The organism is Desulfopila sp. IMCC35008, from assembly GCF_010646885.2.
In the GTDB taxonomy this organism is placed as follows: Bacteria; Desulfobacterota; Desulfobulbia; order Desulfobulbales; family Desulfocapsaceae; genus Desulfopila.
This window is the reverse complement of record NZ_CP050700.1, coordinates 4,255,837-4,274,985: the sequence shown is the minus strand read 5'-3', so window position 1 is coordinate 4,274,985 and position 19,149 is coordinate 4,255,837. Positions and strand designations below refer to the sequence as shown.

5 protein-coding genes are annotated in these 19,149 nt (G+C 39.9%); all 5 read left to right on the top strand.

The window, feature by feature from the left end; genetic code table 11:
* Positions 1-3: 3 nt before the first annotated feature.
* Entirely contained in the window at positions 4-240 is a 237-nt protein-coding gene (locus tag GA520_RS18465) for a tyrosine-type recombinase/integrase (RefSeq protein ID WP_163340804.1), read from the top strand.
* A 27-nt stretch (positions 241-267) separates the two neighbouring features.
* Positions 268-477 (top strand): hypothetical protein, encoded by a 210-nt coding sequence (locus tag GA520_RS18460; RefSeq protein WP_163340806.1) that lies wholly within the window; start codon positions 268-270, stop codon positions 475-477.
* A gap of 796 nt (positions 478-1,273) precedes the next feature.
* Positions 1,274-1,870: a PEP-CTERM sorting domain-containing protein gene (locus GA520_RS18455; RefSeq protein ID WP_163340808.1), complete on the top strand. Its 597-nt coding sequence runs from the start codon at positions 1,274-1,276 to the stop codon at positions 1,868-1,870.
* Between the two features lie 254 nt (positions 1,871-2,124).
* The gene (locus tag GA520_RS18450) at positions 2,125-9,270 is read left to right on the top strand and encodes a leucine-rich repeat domain-containing protein (RefSeq protein ID WP_163340810.1); all 7,146 of its coding nucleotides are present in this window, start codon (positions 2,125-2,127) and stop codon (positions 9,268-9,270) included.
* Between the two features lie 1,028 nt (positions 9,271-10,298).
* Positions 10,299-19,148 carry an Ig-like domain-containing protein gene (locus GA520_RS18445; protein WP_163340812.1) on the top strand — a complete coding sequence of 2,950 codons (8,850 nt, stop codon included), beginning with the start codon at positions 10,299-10,301 and terminating at the stop codon, positions 19,146-19,148.
* Position 19,149 lies beyond the last annotated feature (1 nt).

Here is a 19,149-nt window from a genome sequence, read left to right as displayed (position 1 = left end):
GGTATGCTTGCAATTACAGTCGGTTATCTATTTCTAAGGAGAATCTACGTAAAAATCCACGATATCCGCCATACCGCCGCAAGCCACCTTTTGGCCGGTGGGGTTGATATCCGAATTGTTGCCGACATCCTGGGCCACAGTACACTGCAGATGGCCATGAGGTACACTCACGTTTTCCAGGAAACCAAAACAGAAGAGATGAAACGACTCAACCATCTCGGATTTGAGGAAAAAGAATAAGGGGAGGGAAGGCCGAGACCAGGGGGGATGGGTTATTCCCCCTGCCCCCTGGCGGCCCTGCTCCCCTGTATAGGCCGGACCACTCCTGGATATCCTGCTAACCAGGTCCGCCACTCCACCACAAACACTCCGCCCGACAAAAAGAAGAAGGAGATCCGCCCGACCCCTCTCTCCACCCAGATCATACACCCATCCATGCACCCATCAGCTTCTAACCTGATTTTTGCAAACCATTAATATTACTGTACATTTTTTCACATCGCGGTGCCGCGACCCCTGAGTATGAAGGAGACTAGAAGGACCCTGGAACGGATGACTTTATTGCTGCCAGAGTCACCCTCTTTGTGCTCTGCCATGCTTCCTTTTCGAAGCAGAGTGTTCAGGTAGTCTCCAGAGTAGGGGGGACTAAAACCGATAAGGGCTGATGTGCTGTTAACCACTGCTCCCAATGAATCTGACCCTAAACAACAAGAAGTTTCTCTGCCTTCTGCTATTATATAATCTTGTCCATTTAAGCGTTTCTTTGCAACATTCTGATATTTAATGATATTAACGTGTTTCCGTCTTTGCTCTTTTCGTTTTACCCTGTTGATTTCGTCTAATTTGCACTGTTTCGCGAAAATCGTCTACAGATTATCTACAAAACATATTTTTGCCTGGCATTATGATGGGGGCGTTGTTGTGGCGGAAGGATCCAGTAGCTTACCTTATTATTGTTGTAAGGTGTATTCCGTTACTGCTACAATGTATCACATGTGTTTGGTTTTACATGGGTAAAAAATTATCAACTGAGGCAAAAATAAAAAAAAGTTAAAAAAAAAATCTATCAATCAAATTTTAGGTTTTGATAGAATATTCGGACGATTGAAATTACACTTAAAGGTGTATCGTTCAGATTATATGTGTAATATAGGTATCTCTGCCTATTGACAGCCAATCTTTAACTTGTTAGGCCTAGACGTTGAAAACCTAACAGATGTTGTAGCCTTTGATTTTTCAATAGTTTTTGTTTTATTCCTTGGGGGAGGGAGAAATGAGAAAGTCTTTTTTATGTGTATGTACCGCTGTCTTATTTTTAATGACCGGAATTCACCAAGCACAATCTGAGCCACTGGATCTATCAACTTTTTCTTTAGAAGGAAACACTAGCGTTGACCTCATAACAGGTATAGTCACCATTGATGAGTTGGATACATCAATAGGATACAGCTATTTCGCCAATGATAGCTTCTTTGTTGATGCGGATATGGAAACACTTACCGTTGAATATTCATTGTCTAGTACTGAGTATGATTTCGATTGGCTCGTCGTGAAGGTTGATGATGATCCTGCCGATGGCGTGATGGCTTTGTATGATCTTGAGGTATCACCACCCTACCCTTATGATCCCACGCCCGTTACTGGAACCTATACTTTAGATCTGATTTCCTATCAAAATAGCAATATTGGCCTTGCGTTCGGTCTTGAATACGATTGGGCTGATTGGGCTTATGGTTCAGTTGCGACATTTTCTGATTTTGAAGTAATTCGATCTAACGGAACTGCTCCAGTACCTGAACCAGCTACCATGATTCTTTTTGGTACTGGACTTGCGGGTGTTTTTGCAGCCAGGCGGAAAAAGGAACTTTAATAGGCGACGTAATTTTCATTTCTTACGAGAGTTGGAGATTGTATAACACCTAACGGATTACTGCATCATTCATCGCGTCTCACAATTTAAACCTATACTGTTTGCTCTGGGGGGAAATAAGTATGAGGTCCATCAACAGAGTCTTACCCAGTAGTATTCTGATCCTTATTTTATGCCTGAGTCCGATTATCTCATACAGTTCTGATCTTGATGTAGTTGACGTAACTGACATAGTACAGGTCAATTCCTCTCGTATGATGTTCAACCGCACCACAAGCACTAACTACCTCGACATTACTCTCACGAATATAGGTGATGAACCTATTGTTGGACCTGTTGTACTGATGATTGAAAATATCACCAATGATTCTGTTACTGTTAATAATGCTGATGGTTATACGGAAGATGGTAAGCCGTATATTGAGTTCACTCCAGAGAACTCGCTTCTTGATGTAGATCAAGTGAGTGATGGTCGGAGAGTAGAGTTTTCGAATAGTCTACGTGCAAGGTTTAGTTATATAACAACTGTTTGGGGTAAGAGTGTTCCTGAGGCTGCTGGAGCTATAGGGCCCGATGGAGGAATCCTGCAATCTGATTCACAAATATTATTAGAAATTCCGCAAGGAAGCCTCGATTCAGAAGTTGTTATCAGCGCGACTTTAGTAGCGAATGATAAACTTGGTCATGCCGCCGAATTATCGAATAACATGCAGCCGACCGGAGTTGTCGATTTCTCCCCTGACGGTCTAGTATTTAATAAACCTGTAAAGGCAACTTTCCCTCTTAACTTTTATGTGACACCTGGCAAAACACTTCCATTATATATTTTAAATGAGAACACCAATCAATTCGACCAGACCGAATGGAACTGTGTTGTGGATGATGAAGGAAAACGCTGCTTAGGAAATGTATCCCATTTTACCAAAATCACACCTGTAAATCCTGGATATTTAGGTGTTCCATGGAATAACAGCGAATTTAAGCAAAATGCCTTTTATGGGTTCACCACTAATTTTTCGAGATTAGCAGTCCGCGACACCGAAGGTACAGAGTATAGGCTGCCATTTAAACCAGGAGAAGTTACAGCAAGTGAAGCTTTTACTTATAGTTTTCCCACTTGGTGGAATACCTTTGAGACAAAAGTGGCCGAAGAGAAAGATTGCTGGCAATTATTTAGTAAAAGATCTCGTAGTGAAATGATTCTGAGGAGAACCCTTGGAGAATATATACCAGAACCTGTTGTTTTTATCCATGGATATCAAAAAAATAACAAGTATGGACAAGGGGATGAATATTGGGGCGAATTCCCAAAATTAATCCATGAACTAAAAATTGTTGACAGGAGTTTTCTTCCATTCGAATTTCAGTGGAGAACCAATGCTAGATTTCAAGATGTAGCTAAAGATTTGTACGACGCGCTTAAAGATATTAACGAGGTTACAGGCAAAAAAGTACATATTATTGCACATTCTTTAGGAGGAGTATTGGCTCGTACAATGCTACAAAGAATCTTTATTAAGGATTATATTGAACAACCAGTAGATTTTGTTGCATCTTTAAATACTCTAGGTTCCCCACATTCCGGGATATCACCTACAAAAACAAGTTTTAACAATATTGAGTTTCCAGTTGGCCAAGATAAAACTTTTGCAATTGATCCTATATTCTTTGGCAATCAAACGTCTGTCCACCAAACAGGTGATAGTACATTGGATAACGAATTGCCATATTTGTATCAGCAACTTGGCTCTCCGCAAGTTGGCGATATTGTGTCTGAAATGGCGAATTTAAGCAAGAACCCCTTACCTGACAACATGCCAATTCAAATTGGTATTGGATTGTTAGGCTTCCCTGGATACGACGAAAATGGAATACCAATAGTTACATTAGGTGATGGAGATGGTCTAATATCTTATGAGGGGCAAAGATTTCACCCTGCCCTCACTACTGAAGGACGACAGCCGTTGTTACAAAATAGCGTAAAATTTAATAACATTAACGACACAGAATTAATGGGATCCATAGTCACAGAAAAGCTGTTGGGTATAGGCAGCGATGACTACCACCCCAAAAGTGAGCACCAATACTATGATTTCACATCCCAATATCCAAATTTCGGTGAATATGGTTATGGCGTTTTGCATTCCTCGGGTACTTACCATGAAAAATTTAGGATTATACCGCACGATTACGAAGAAAATATCGTCAAATGTGAGACAACAGATGATTGTCAACACCCAAGTTACTTATTAGTTAATGACTGGCTAAGTCGGTATAATGCAACAACATCTTACTTCAGGCTGTACGCACATATCGCTGATTACCGCTATCCTGATAGCCCTATTTCTTTAACTAATATTGATTTCAGTATTAAAACTAGTACCGGAGAAGAATTAACAGCTCAAAAAGTGGATGACTTTTTACTAGTTCCGTTGATCGATAACGAAGCGTACACAATAACTATTAACTATCCTGGATTCAGCAGTGAACAATTTAACGTTAATACCAGCAATATCGAAGGAAAATATTTCTACCCAACACCAATCTTACTTTATCGAAACGACTACCTATATGGTCAGCAGGCATTCGTATCACCGTGGAACGAAATTGATTACGAGTCTATTTCTTTAAAATCAGTTTTTGGAATAATCAGCAACTTAAGAAATGAAGTCATACCGGCTGATACCGATTTCTATAATTTTATAAAGGAGAGATCTAATCCCGAAGGATTTATTCTAAGTGATGATGGCACGCCTATTATTTCATATTGGCTGGATTCAGAGTGGAATGACGAGCTCAATGTAGATTTAAGTTTCAATACAGTTTATGGTAAAAATCCAGGACCAGATAGCGGAGGTGTTTTCGAAGTAATCTCGTCGAGTGATGTTGAAGGATCTCAGCGGGGAACAACAAACACAAATGCTTACTATTTCTCATACGATGCTCTTAATGACGATAGCCCTGCAGTATCACTTAAGCAATGGGTAGACTACCTAGCAGCTATAAAAGAACAGTATGAACCCATTGGAAGGCTAACAATCTTCGCTCATGGTGATAAAGGGAAAATATACTTATCTGAAAATGACGGTATCTCACCTCCTGTTACCTTGACTTATGAGACCGTAAATGACCCTACTCATGAACATCATATACAACTCAAGCGACTTAAAGATGAAGGCATCTTAACTTCTGAAGCACACATATTATTGTTTAGCTGTCTTGTTGCTGATGATATTGATGGCTTAAACCTAGTTCAAAAAATAGCCGAAATAACAGGAGCATATATTCATGCTAACAGTGAGTATACTGGTGACTCTGGGACTAGTATTTCATCTGATTATAACACTGGGAGTAGTTATTTGGTTGATTGGGACCTAAACATCGAATGTGATCAAAACGGATGTAAAGATATAACAGAAAACCAAATCACATTATCAAATTCATTTACACCACCATATACAGAACTTTACGATGATGAATATTATAGTACGTTTATCTCTGTTTCTAAATTACTAAATAATCTTAAAGATAATACACTATCAGCTGATAGTGACTTTTACACATTTCTAAAAGATAATTCTAACCCCAATGGGTATGTTTTAGATGATAAGTCAGCTCCCTTTATATCTTATTGGTTAGACTCGGAATGGTTAGATAATTTAGGAATAGATTTAAGTTTTAATACGGTATACGGAGATAACCCTGGGCCTGATGAAGGTGGAACATTTGAAGTAATCTCTGCGGGTAATGTTGAAGGCTCTCAACGCGGAATAACAAACACCAACGCCTACTATTTCTCATATGATGCTCTTAGTGACGACACTCCTGCAATTTCATTTACGCAATGGGTGGACTATTTAGCAGCTATAAAGGAGCAGTATGAACCTATAGGCAGACTGATAATCTTTGCTCATGGTAATTACGGGGAAATATACTTGTCTGAGAATGATGGCATAAACCCGCCAGTTACTCTGACCTATGAGACAGTGAGTGACCCTACTCATGTGCATCATATACAACTCAGACGACTTAAAGATGAAGGTATATTAACATCTGATGCACGCATACTATTGTTTAGCTGTCTTGTTGCAGGTCGTCCTGATGGTATGGCTCTCGTACAGAAGATTGCCGATTTAACAGGAGCATATATTCATGCTAACAGTGAATATGTCGGTGATTCTGGAATAAGTCTTTCAGGCGATTATTCAATAGGTAGTAATGTAGGTGTTAATTGGGGGTTAAACATTGAATGCGATGCATCTGGGTGTATTAATAAATCAGAAAGCCCGGAAATGATTATTATTACAACTGGTTCGGTAGATATTAACCATGCAGATTTGAATATTACATCACCAACCTTTGAAACTGGAGCAATATACTGTTTCAAAGCATTTAATAGCACTGATTATTCAATTGCTTTCCAGTATTGTGGTGGCAACCCCTCCCTCAATGTGTCATTAGAATATGGCACATCATATCTCATTGAAATTTTAGTATATGATGCAGATGGGAACCTCATTTCAGCAAGTCAACAGATCCCATTTGAAACATCTCCTGACTTATCTATAGATGACAATGACGCTGATGGTATAGAAAATGACTTCGACTTATGTCCAGGTACACAAACTGGTGTTGAAGTTGATAACGTGGGATGTCCCCTTTACGATTCAGTTGTACCAACGCCAAAGAATTTAAGCGCAGAGTATCAAAGCGTAGTTGGATGGAACTACTTGACCTGGGATAGAGTGCCAGGCGCAGACAGTTACCGAGTATATTGGGGCACAAGTTCTGAGGTAACGGAAACCAGTCAACAGCTTGCCCAACCAGTAACATCTCCATATGGTCATACTGTAAATGATTTGGTTGATTATTATTATCGGGTCAGTGCTATTGTAGACGGTGTGGAGTCTCATTTGTCACCCATTGTTAAAGTGACTGCAACAGGAATAACTGATGATTTCGAAGTCAACATTCCCGATCCCGCTTTACAGCAGACGATTAGAGATGAAATTGGAAAACAAACTGGTCCTCTATATCAATCGGATTTATTAACTATCGTATACTTGAACAATCATAGCAGTACAGGCCATCCTCCAACAATAAATGATTTGACTGGATTAGGGTTCTGTACCAACATTGAAGAACTATTTTTATATGATCTCGGAGTTGCAAATCTAGATCCTATTTCTAGTCTTAGTCGGCTGGAAAGATTGGGGACTTGGGATGGAGCCATTTCAAACATAGAAGCACTGTCTGGTCTAACCAATTTGAGAGATTTGGGATTGGATTTTTGTTCGATTGAGGATATAGGCCCACTATCAAATCTTACTAATCTCTCTAGTCTAGGACTTGCTGAAAACAACATTCAAGACATAACACCTCTACAGGGATTAGTTAATCTCAGGCAACTTGATATAAGCTCAAATAATATATCAGATGTTTCTTCATTGACTAATCTGACGAATCTTGAATCTCTAAATCTAGGGTGCAATCTAATAAATTTAGGGTGTAATAAAATAACAAGTTTAGAGCCAATATTAAACCTTTCTAAACTAATAGAGTTGAATTTAAAAGGTCGCTCTATTCAAAGCATTGATGAACTTTCTGGCTTGACTTCGTTGCAATCTCTCGACTTAAGTTTTAACCAGATAACAAATATCGACGTACTTGAGAATATGAAAAATCTTACAATATTGTCATTGATTGATAATCCTCTGGAATCACTTTTGCCGTTATCAGGTTTGACTAAGTTAGAATATCTCAATCTTGCTTCAGTAGGAATCAACGATCTCGAAAGTTTAGCAGGTCTGAATGAACTTAAAGCCTTGTATATGCCTCGTAATGATATTGAAGATATTTCCGCTTTACAAAACATTCCAAATCTTCAGACACTATACCTTGGATCAAATGCAATCATAGATATATCCCCTTTGGAAACCATGTTAAGTTTAGTAGATATAGATCTTAGCAACAATCAAATAGAGGACATCACGTCGCTAACAAATTTACCTATGCTGAATTATATCTTTTTGTATGATAATAATATAAGTGACATAACCCCTATATATCAAAATATATATGCACCAATAAGTATGCTGGATTTACATTTTAATCCTTTAAATCAACAGTCATGTGAGCAACTTATTCCAGAACTTATTAGTAATGGTATAAGGGTGGGTCATTCTTGTGATAGTGATAAAGACCAGGATGGCATTTATGACTATTTGGATCAATGCCCTTATTCTCCTGATCCTGAGTCAGTTGATGCTAATGGTTGCTCTTCGGTTGTGCCAACCCTATCACCAACCATCACTTCTGCTTTCTATGACAATTCATATTGTTGGAATTTTATAGAATGGACAGATGTTGGTGCAGATACCTACGAAATATATTGGGGAACAGAAAACGCTGTAACCCATAACAGTGAGTTACTCACCCCAACTACAGATCTTGAATACGGTCATTCTGGAGTAGAGCCAGGTGCACAATACTACTATCGTGTGCGAGCTATCTATGCTGATGGTAGTGTTTCTGGACTATCGGATACTCAGAGGATTGAAGTCCCATTAAATGCAGGACAAAGTGGATGTGTCGTACAGTATGGTGACCTAGAATGGCAAAAAAGTGATGATGGAATTATGCGAACACCTGAACAAGCTAGGGCGTATTGTCAAAATCTTGTGTTGGGTAATTATTTAGATTGGAGATTACCTACAAAAGAAGAGCTGAAAAGTTTAGTCGTCTGTTCAAATGGTAAATCCACGCCACTGCCTGATTGGAATCACGACCTTTCTACAGATGATAATTACAACCTTGCAACATGTTGTGAAAGTTCGACTAGTTGTGATAGTTTTGTTAGGCCGACGATTGATCCAAATTTCAGCTGTCAGACTGAGGGGTACATTACATCAACAGTAGATCCGACCTACGGTAATTGGGTTGTAGACTTTGAAACAGGAATTACCGACTATCAGTGGTTGCCAGTATTCTATACCAGGTGCGTCCGTGGTCAAAACCAATATATGGAAAAGCCTGACCTGCTAATTGATACTGTCTACTCTGGTCCCTACTGGAGAGGCTACCAATTAGAATATTCAATGACAATAAAAAACAATGGGAACTACTTCTCAAATAGCAGCCAAGATGTGAATATACAGACCTATCTTTCTGAAGATAATATTTATGGTAATTGGGATGATATACCAGCTGGTGGTTTTCGCCTTGTTGGGGTAATTGAACCTTATGATTCTATTGTCAAGCAGTGGTATTATGGCGGCGGGTTGATAGATTTGAACAGGTACACATTTTTGTTTATTAATGTAGACAGTTTGGATGTGTTAGACGAGCTGGATGAGAATAATAATATATTTGGAGTACCTATTGTAAATTTGTTGCAATAAGTTTTTTTGGAATAGGGAATGTGCTATGGAGGGGGGATTTTGTGATATTAAACATTATTAGAAAGATCACCATTTTGTAGAGTGAAATTGAGATCATCGCTTTTCTCAATTTTTCTTACAGGGTTATTGTCGTGTAAGAATTGGCCTGTGTTAATAAATATATCAATGTATTATTTCATTTTCACACCACACATACAGATATTATCATCAAAGCATAATCACATGCATCAATAAGATATACCGTCAAAAAGTATGTCACCGGTGCCCTGAATATGCATCAGCTTAGAGCTATTGTTGTATAGACTTGGTCTCTCTCTCATAAGGGATCACATACGATCAAAACATGACCGGTGAAATCTGACCCACATCACAATGTGTGAGATATGATTTTGATCTATGAATAGGTAGTTATATCTATTGACTGTTGTCGGTTTATTTGTTAGGCATTCTTCTATGCCTTAAGCTTTTAGAATTAATCAAAAGGGTATAGGGTATGGTTTGGTTATCTAGCCAGATCCCGTTCCAGAAGCAGCACGGTGATCCTTTTTTGAGTAGGGATTGCCGGGGCTGTTGCCGCAAGGAGAAAGAAAAGACCTTCTTGAAACATCAGTGAATAAGCTTATGGAGCAACCGCTGCCTAACATTTAACGCACTCAATTGGCGTTAACCACATCAACCTGTATTACTTTTTCGGGGGGGAAAGTATGAGGGGCATCTGTGAAGTTTCCGAGACTAACCTAACACGTTTCCATGGGCCTTTGTTGGCTGGATGGTGCTCTAGCAAGAGATTTGATACTGAACAAGTAGCTAATTTGTTCAATTCCTGCTGTTCAATATTTTGCTGTCCCGATAATTATAGACGCTTAATCTTCACTTTCACTAACAATAGAGCTGTTTGGCTCTGTTGACCAGCTTCATTGCGTTTAATTGAATTGAGTTTTTCCAGGATTCTCCAACCTCAGTTCTCTTACTGTCGTTTGGGAATGTTAGCAATTATTAGTTCATTATAGTTAACGAGATAAAGATCGATGAAAAGTATTAAAGTGCAATTATCTTTAGTGATTCACATGCTGTTGATGGTAGTGGCTCTTTTCAATGCTGGGCTTATTTGCGCGAGTACAGATATCTCAGACATGGTCATCCTGATGAAGAGCAGGTTCATGTTTGATAGAAGCACAAATGAGAACTATTTTGATGCATACCTCACTAACATCTCAGGGGAAACGCTGGAGGCACCTTTCAGGATTGTAATTGGGACCATAAGCAACCCTGCAGTTACAGTTGCAAATCCAGATGGTTACACAGAGGATAATAATCCTTATTTTGAATACAACTCTCCTGCTAGCCTGATACCAGATGAATCTACTGTTAGCAAACAGTGGCGTTTCTCTAATCCCACCCGGGTCAGATTTGACTTCACAATTGCCTCTCTAGAGAGCACTTCAACTCTTGATAACAACCTACCTATTTCAAATGCAGGAGAAGACCAGAGTCATACTCTGGCCCACGGTCAGGAAACAATACTTATTACATTAGACGGCTCGGTTTCAAGTGATCCGGATGGCGAGCAGATAAGCTATCTTTGGTCAGGGACACCTGATCCAGATGATGTTGTAAGTCCTGAAGTGCTGGTGTCTGCGGGTAATCATACATTTTCACTCGTTGTATCAGATACGAATGGGGGTTCTAGTGAAACAGATTCTGTTACTATTACCATACTCCCGGCGCCGAATGAACCCCCTGCGATAAGTGCTGACCAGCAACACGTTGTAATGAACGAAGGTAATACCTTATCCATCTCTATTTCAGCAACGGATCCTGACAGTGACCAATTGTCTCTTTCTGGAACATCTATACCGGATAATGCGGAGTTTGTATTGTCTAACGAGGATTCAAACTTGGGAACATTTACATTTAACCCTGGTTTTGATCAAGCTGGCACTTATCAGGTTGTTTTTACAGCAGAAGATCCAAGTGGGGCAAAGACTGCTTTAACTGTCGAGATACAAGTAGATAATACTAATCTGCCTCCACAAATCACCAGTACGGCGATAACCACAGCCACAGAAGGTATCCCTTATGAGTACGATGTGATCGCATCAGATCCTGATGGGGATCAGCTGATACTGACGACTGTAAATGGGCCAATTGGAATGACTGTCGATCAGCAGAACAAACAGCTATATTGGACTCCTACTGGTGCTCAGGTAGGCGACATAACAGTCGGGATTCAAGTTGCAGATGTGGAAGGGTTGACTGACTTACAGGAATTTACGATAGCTGTGCAACCTGTTAATGACCCACCGGAACTTATTTCTACTCCCATAGTAACTGGTGAAGCCTTCATTTTATACTCCTATCAGGTATTGGCAGTAGACCCTGAAGATGATCAGTTGACCTTTAGCCTCCAGGATCAACCCGAGTCCATGTTTATTGATCCGCTTACAGGGCTAATAACCTGGTCTCCGGGGGAGTCCGAAGTGGGAAGTCATGCAGTTGCCGTTACCGTTTCAGATGGTAAAGCCACCACTATCCAGACGTATGTATTGCAGATTGAAGCTGCGAAAGATAGGACTCCACCGCGCATTGATCTGATTGCACCTGCGCAGGTCCAGGCTGGTACTTCTCTTGGGATACGTGCCAACGTAACAGATAATGCTGAAGTAAGTCTGGTTTCTTTCAGTATAGACAATCTGGAAGTAAAACAGTTTACATCTGGTCCTTTCGTTCTTGAATACAACGCGCCCGAAGAAGTCGGGACAACGTTACAATTGATTGTAGTTGCAACAGATACATCAGGTAACACCAGTGTTGAGAGAGCATCTGTCCTCGTAGTTGATGAACCTGATACAATTCCACCGGAAATATCTCTTTTTCATCCGAATTCTGCTGCACCTGGTGAAACCATTCGTATGAGGGCAGAGGCTACGGATAATTACGGTGTTATAGGAGTTAACTTCAGTGCCGGGCAGAATGGATTTGCTTCGATAGGTGGTAATCCATACGAGACGGATTTCATTGTACCGGATGATGCAACGGTTGGAACTGAAATACATATTGCCGCAGAGGCATTGGATGCCGAAGGGAACAGCAATTCTGCCCAAGGCGTGATCCAGCTTGTCGAGACAGGCGATAATGAATCCCCAGTACAGGTTGCGGTTAATGTACCGGCAAATGCCCAACATGGTCAGGAGATTGTTGTTCATGCTTCTGCTATTGATAATGTTGGTATTCTGAAAATAATCTTTTTAGCTGATAATGTCATCATAGGTGAAGATGTAAGTCCACCGTACGACCTCAGTTATCCCATCCCCGAGACCATGGTGAAGGGGAGCAAAATCGAGTTTGTGGCCAGAGCTGTTGATTTTTCAGGTCACTCAACTGATTCTGACAGTGCAGAAACAACTATAACTGGTACCAGAAGTGGTTTTCTTGTTGGGGAGGTATATGATGACTCAACGGGCCTTCCCTTGAAAGGGGCCGTGATTCGAGCTGGTCAACCTGAAGATGGTATCGAGTGGGAAACAGATGCAAGCGGTCGTTATGAATTGTACGTCCCAGAAAATATCACCACACTCACTGTCGAAAAAGATGGTTATACATCATCGATTCGACAGCCTAACGTTTTGCCAGACGAAGTGAATCGTGTGCTGGACAGTCGCCTGACCCCTTTAACTTATTATGAGATAAATAATCTTACAGGAACGAATTTACAGGTTGAAGGGGAAATAAACATATACGTGCCACCAGGTTCTTTACCGGATATAGCGACTATCACAGTCAGCCCATTAAGCGGTCAGGGATTACCACACCCCCTGCCAGCAGGCTGGGCTCCTGTAATGGCATTCGATATTGGCTCATCAGAGAGTGTGCCGAATAATCCTCTTGAACTTGCACTGAAGCCATCAGCAAATATAGATGGTTTGATAGCCGTATACTGGAATAATGAGGTTCATGAATGGATAAGGCTGGAGGGGCAGATTGCAGGGACAGAGAACCAATTGGCTCTCGATGTGCAGATTTTTGGAACTGTTGCGCTGGTAAAAGCCGACACGCTGCCAATTGCTCCAGAAACACCCCAGCCGGGCCAAGTACTTGTCGGGGTAAATCCACAAATACTGCCTGAGTCGATCTCAGCTGATATTCTTCCAGACCCTGAGATAATTTTCATGCAGCCGGGTTCCAAATCGGCTGTAACATTGCTGTTGAATACCCAGGAACCGCAATCAAGCGGTACAGTCGTAGAAGTAGATTTTACTGAATACTACAAACGTTATGATGCAACGCTGCTAACTCCAGCGTCAATGACACAGGATATAATCCTGTATCAGGAGCAGAATGGTTTTGTGGGGCATTTTATTGCCACACCGTCAGAGATTTTTGATCCCATGCTTCTTGAGGAGGGAAAAATACAGCTGAGTGCCCATCGTACAGATGGGGCAATAACTCAAAATATCGTTACCAAAGCTGGTGGTACAGTTGCCGGCAATGATGGAGTGACTTTGTTAATTCCCCCAGGGGCATTGGAACTACCTACCTCGGTAACAATATCTTCCAGCAGCACTGGAGTGGACCTTGCACTACCGACCAGCCAATTTTATACGCCCTTGTCATCAGTAAAAATTGATCTTGGAGAAAACTCGCTCTCGACATCTGTCATTTTACAGGTGCCTCTTCCTGATTCCGCGGAGCTGGATAAGCGCATTGCCCTGATCAGAAAGACGAGAGTAGCATTCAATACTGTGTTTGAACTGATTGGTTTGGGGGCTGTTGATAACACTATAATTGAGATCGGGGCGGGTAGTTTAGGGTTACCTTTGCCTGGTGTACTTGAATCAGGCGAGTATATCTTAATTCAACTATTGTCGGAGGTCGGCTTTATCAGCGGTTCAGTCATATCGGAAGGGCAACCGGTAACTTCGGCGAAGGTGACTTCGAATCAGCTCCCTTTTGTAAGCCTGCAAGATGCAAGACAACCATCATATGCCATGCTGGCACCACTGGCTGTCAATCATGTGTCAGGTGAAGATCTTTCAAATGGAAATAGTTCTTCAGTCGCGGTCACGATCGAAAAAGGTGATCAGATTGTAACGCGTAACCTGGAATTAATACCGGTTATGCCGACTGTAATAAGTTCAAATCCCGCAAACAATGAAACTAATGTGGCGGTTTCAAGCCCAATCTCGGTAGTGTTTTCAACAGCCATGGCCGAAGAAACGCTCACAGGTGCTTTTGAACTTAGTGCAGGTTCATCTGTAGTTCAAGGGACGGTTTCGCTATTTTCTGATCAGAAGACGGCAGTTTTCGTGCCTGCGATGCCATTGGCAGAAAATGCAACCTATACCATGAGATTGGCTGAGACGATTGCTGATAAATACCTTAATCTGCTGTCGGGTAACCAGGATGCAGGGAGTTACGAATTTACATTCCATACTGTAGATTCCATAGCGCCGGAAGAACCAGATCCGGGAACTATTACAACTTCTATCCCGTATGACGGAGAGACGCTCATCACAGGAACCAAAGGGACCAGTGAGCCAGGAACTGTAATGACAGCTGTTAATACCACTACAGGTGTAACTGTTTCTGTTATTGTTGATAATGATGGTAGTTTTGTTTTGAGCCTTTCCGCAGATTTAAGTGATAGCATTGAGCTGATATTTACCGATCAGGCCGGCAACAGCACAGAATTTGTCCCCCCTCCATTTCAGGATGCCGATGGGACCATTGTCATTGGATCGGAAGGAGGTACAGTAGAAGGGCCAAATGATTTGCAGGTGATTATTCCCGCTGGAGTTATTCCTGATGGTACTCCTATAAGAGTTGATGCAGCGGAAGAGGCAGAATTTGAGGCGGAGATCTCTCCTTTGTTACCCTATGTCATAGGGTTTGATCTGAAAATTCCTGAAGGGGTTGAGGCGACAGATGAATTTAAGATCTCTTTTCCCCTTCCAGAAGGTTCTGACATCACGGAAGACTCTCAGCTTTTTCTTTTAAAAGAAGTGGATTTTTTACCCTTTAAAAGTTTCTACCTTTCGAATATCGCGAAGGTAAATGGCGACCGGATTGAAACGGCTTCTCCGCCATTCCGTGGGGTTCGATCTGTTGGGAAATTTTATGTCGCGTCCGCAACCGTCACAATGCAAGTGATGGAGGCTTGTATTGCTGGGACAATTAATGCGATTGCTACTGCATCACCTGTGGCGTTTGCCGTGGCTGCTGATGCGTTTCAATTATCGTTTGTTCCTTCTAGTGAAACAACTTTTTTCCCAATCTATGCTGTGCCGTTAAATAAACCCTATTCAATTGTAGGATACGACCAGACTGGTGTGACAGTATATACAAAGAGCAGTATTGAAGAAGAAAAGACACTTATTTCACAGATGTTTATAGCTGAAACTGATACAAGTGAAATGGCTTTGATTGGATCCTACCCTGAGGATATTAGTGACAGAGTGATAACACCATATATCTATGAGAATGAAGGATCTGCACCAATAGATCTGGAAGTAATATTGTCTTTTAATAAGGATATCGTAACTCCTGAGGATCAAAGTGATAAAGTAATACTTTCATATTTTGTAGAAAATGAAGAAAAAATCATAGAAGGTGAGCTTAAGTCATATCGTGAAGAAGAGGGCGTAGTGAGTTCAAATGATGACTTAGCTCAAACAATATCCTTTTTACCTGCAGAAAGGTTAAAATTCAACACCTATTATACACTGAAAATCAATTCACTTGGATATCTAACGAAAGAGTCTGATGAAGAAGGGTCTGATGATATTATAGCGTCTTATAGTGGAAATATTAAATTTAAAACATTCTCTCCAAAAATTATTGGTAGTACAGATTTATTTGAAAAAGATGAAGGTGGTTTGAATTCTTCCTGGACTGATAGTGCCATACCAAATGATTTAGCGATTCTTACTCCAGATCTAGCAGCAGTGGCAATAGGAAATTACTCAAGTCCATCAGGAATGGAGCATGATGTTGCATTGATCGATATTTCTGAACCTGATAAACCAAGATTTTTAAAAGAGAGTGAAGCTGGGAATGGCATTGAAGGGAAGACAAGTTCATTATTGTCTTTTGATAATTCAATTATAGTGGCGCATTCAGGTCTAAATATATATGGGAACATAAGTTTACTTGATTATACAACCGGTGAAAACCCTACCCTTGAATATCATCCAAATATTGACGGTAGATATAGGAAGTTTTTGACAAGTTCTTTATCGGATTTACAGGCCGGTATGTCACCATTGGGGATACCGCCGGTAACTGGCCTCCCAAGAGATATTGCGAACTTAGGTAATAACGTATATATCGCGACCACTGGAGTTGGTATTCAGGGGGTGGTATTTCCTCGACCGGAAGATGAAAAAGACGAGTTACCATCTCTTTGGGCGATGGATAAACCTATGGTTATTGCTACATTGCGTGACAAAGTAATCACGGGAACGATTGCGCCGGATTCCCTTATCTTCCTCAATGATGATCTATCTGATAGCTATTATACAATCCCCGATATCCCTGTGACTTCAATTAAAGCTATTCAGGAATACCCAATAACGAAATGTAGCAAATGGACTAACTCAACAAATTGTCCGGAGAAATGTTTACAAGGGAGTTTAGACGAAGATTGCATCGATAAAAAGGATTTAGTTTTTATTGGTGGACGAAATGGTTCTTTTTATATTGTGGATGCATCAGAATATATTGTGGATGCATCAGAAGAAAGTGTTTTTTCTTATCCAGAGCTTGAAAGAGAGATTGTCGTAAATGAAGATGGTTCCAGGATTCGATCAATTGCCATAAATCCTCGAGATGGGTTAGCATATTTGTCAAGTTCTGATGGGATAAAAATAATCGATATTTCTGATCCATTGGATGAGAAAATTCCAAATTATTGTGGAGGCGGTGATTCTGAGAAGGAGGAATGTAAAGCATTAAGATTGGGATATGTTGAAGAACTATCAGAGACTGATGAGTATAATTACGATAAAATGGCTTTAAGTGAAGATTATACTAAAGGCTTTTTGACAAGTTTGACTGGAGATGGATTTAAAGCTGCTTCATTGCTGCCTGGCAGATTGTATGTTGATACATATGATTCTGATTTTGCTGATCTTGCATTGAACCGAGATGATTATTATCCGGATTTAGGAAAAAAAGAACTCAAAGTAAGAGCTCTGGATTTGTACTATGAACCAGGCGAAGGTGATATTGAAGTAGTAGAAGTTACTAATCAAGGGATGCCTACTGATCTTGTTAAAGTAACCCCAATTAGACCAGAGTTAATAGATGGTGTTGCATTATTCAATGTAGAAGCACCAAAGTTCATAGTTGATCCAGAAGATTCTGAGAAAAATAAAGTCAAAATTCATTTTAGGTGGAAGCAAAATAATACTAATTTCATATATGAATTAAATATACGAGATAATACTATAACAACTATAGAAGATGTGTTAAACGGTAAAGCTGTTTTTGTAGCAAAGGCCAACTATAGACCAGAATCCACTGGTGTAGGTAAAACAAAAAGAGATAAGGGGACTACTTTAGGCGAAAATGAAGAGTGTGCTGTTTATTCAGATGCGCCAAAAGCCAGATATAAAATGGGTTTGGATAAACAGAAATTTGATATGCTTGAAGAAATGCTAAACCAAGTGCTTTCTAGAAAGTATACTTCATCACAAAAGCATAAACGGTTATTAAATGAGGATGGTCTATTTGATGAGTTGACACAAAAAGGGTTAAAGTTGTTTAAAACAGAATTTAATCATTTAGTAAATTTTGATGAATATAACAGTGAAGCATTTAGTAGTACATTTAGTAGGATTATATCAGATTATCCAAGTGTGCTAGAATCAATAGGAGACTATACAAATAAGATTGTCGATAGAAAAACACTTGTTGGAGATACCTATAGTGAGAGTGATATATTTGTTAATGATAAGGTATCTACAATTGATACAGGTCTTTTTGAGCTCTATGATAATGTTGTAAAAGCTTATATTGAGAATTTAATAAAAAAGGCGGAAGACTATCGTGATTTGGCTAATGTTAGATGGTATTCAAGAGATAATGATAATGTTATAAGTGAAAACTCACAAGGAAATTGTGAAGGATTATTGGATGGAAAAAGAAGTGTAGGATATTCATATGGAGCAAGAAATACAAAAGATGAATTCATAGAATATGTAACTTCTACTGGAGCAGCTCCTTCAACTTCTGCGTTTAATAGTAGTGATACATACAAAAGATACAGAGGCCATCTTGATAATGATGGTGTTCCTGTTTTACTTGATAATGATGGAATTCCAATAGTAAAAACCGGAATGAAATGGACTGGATTATTGAGAGATGAAAGAAATATGCCAGGAATAAACTTGCATTTCGAACCACGATACTGGACTGGTATAGACTGTTCTGGTTTGATTTATCGATGTATTGAATATGCTGAAGCTCATAACGAAGCGAAAAATGATCCGAGCTGGCAACATCTCGAAGGTAATTTTCCTAACTTATATAATCTAAATGCTAAAAAGCTCTACTATATACAAAATGAAATATATGACAAAGATGGAAAATTGGAAGATTATGGCACAAGTCGTAAAGTGGTAAGGTTGGATAATCTTAAAAACCAACTCCATATAGGGGATTTACGGGTTTCAAAAGATCATGTTGTTATGGCGTATTCTGATCCTGGAGAATACTTAAAAATGCCCTTTTATATAATTCATGCTTCTGGCCAGAACCGATATAGAACAGGTATTGCAGGAACAAATAGCTCTAAATTCGGAAGAAAGGTCGTTACGACTAGTTCAACACTCTTTATAAAAGGGAAAAAACACTCAAGAATTATACTTTGGAAATGAA

Excerpts from the sequence above, each read along its gene's own strand:
- GA520_RS18460 (WP_163340806.1), top strand. The coding sequence starts at position 268 with ATGGGTTATTCCCCCTGCCCCCTGGCGGCCCTGCTCCCCTGTATAGGC.
- GA520_RS18455 (WP_163340808.1), top strand. The coding sequence starts at position 1,274 with ATGAGAAAGTCTTTTTTATGTGTATGTACCGCTGTCTTATTTTTAATG.
- GA520_RS18450 (WP_163340810.1), top strand. The coding sequence starts at position 2,125 with ATGATGTTCAACCGCACCACAAGCACTAACTACCTCGACATTACTCTC.
- GA520_RS18445 (WP_163340812.1), top strand. The coding sequence starts at position 10,299 with ATGAAAAGTATTAAAGTGCAATTATCTTTAGTGATTCACATGCTGTTG.
- GA520_RS18465 (WP_163340804.1), top strand. The coding sequence starts at position 4 with ATGCTTGCAATTACAGTCGGTTATCTATTTCTAAGGAGAATCTACGTA.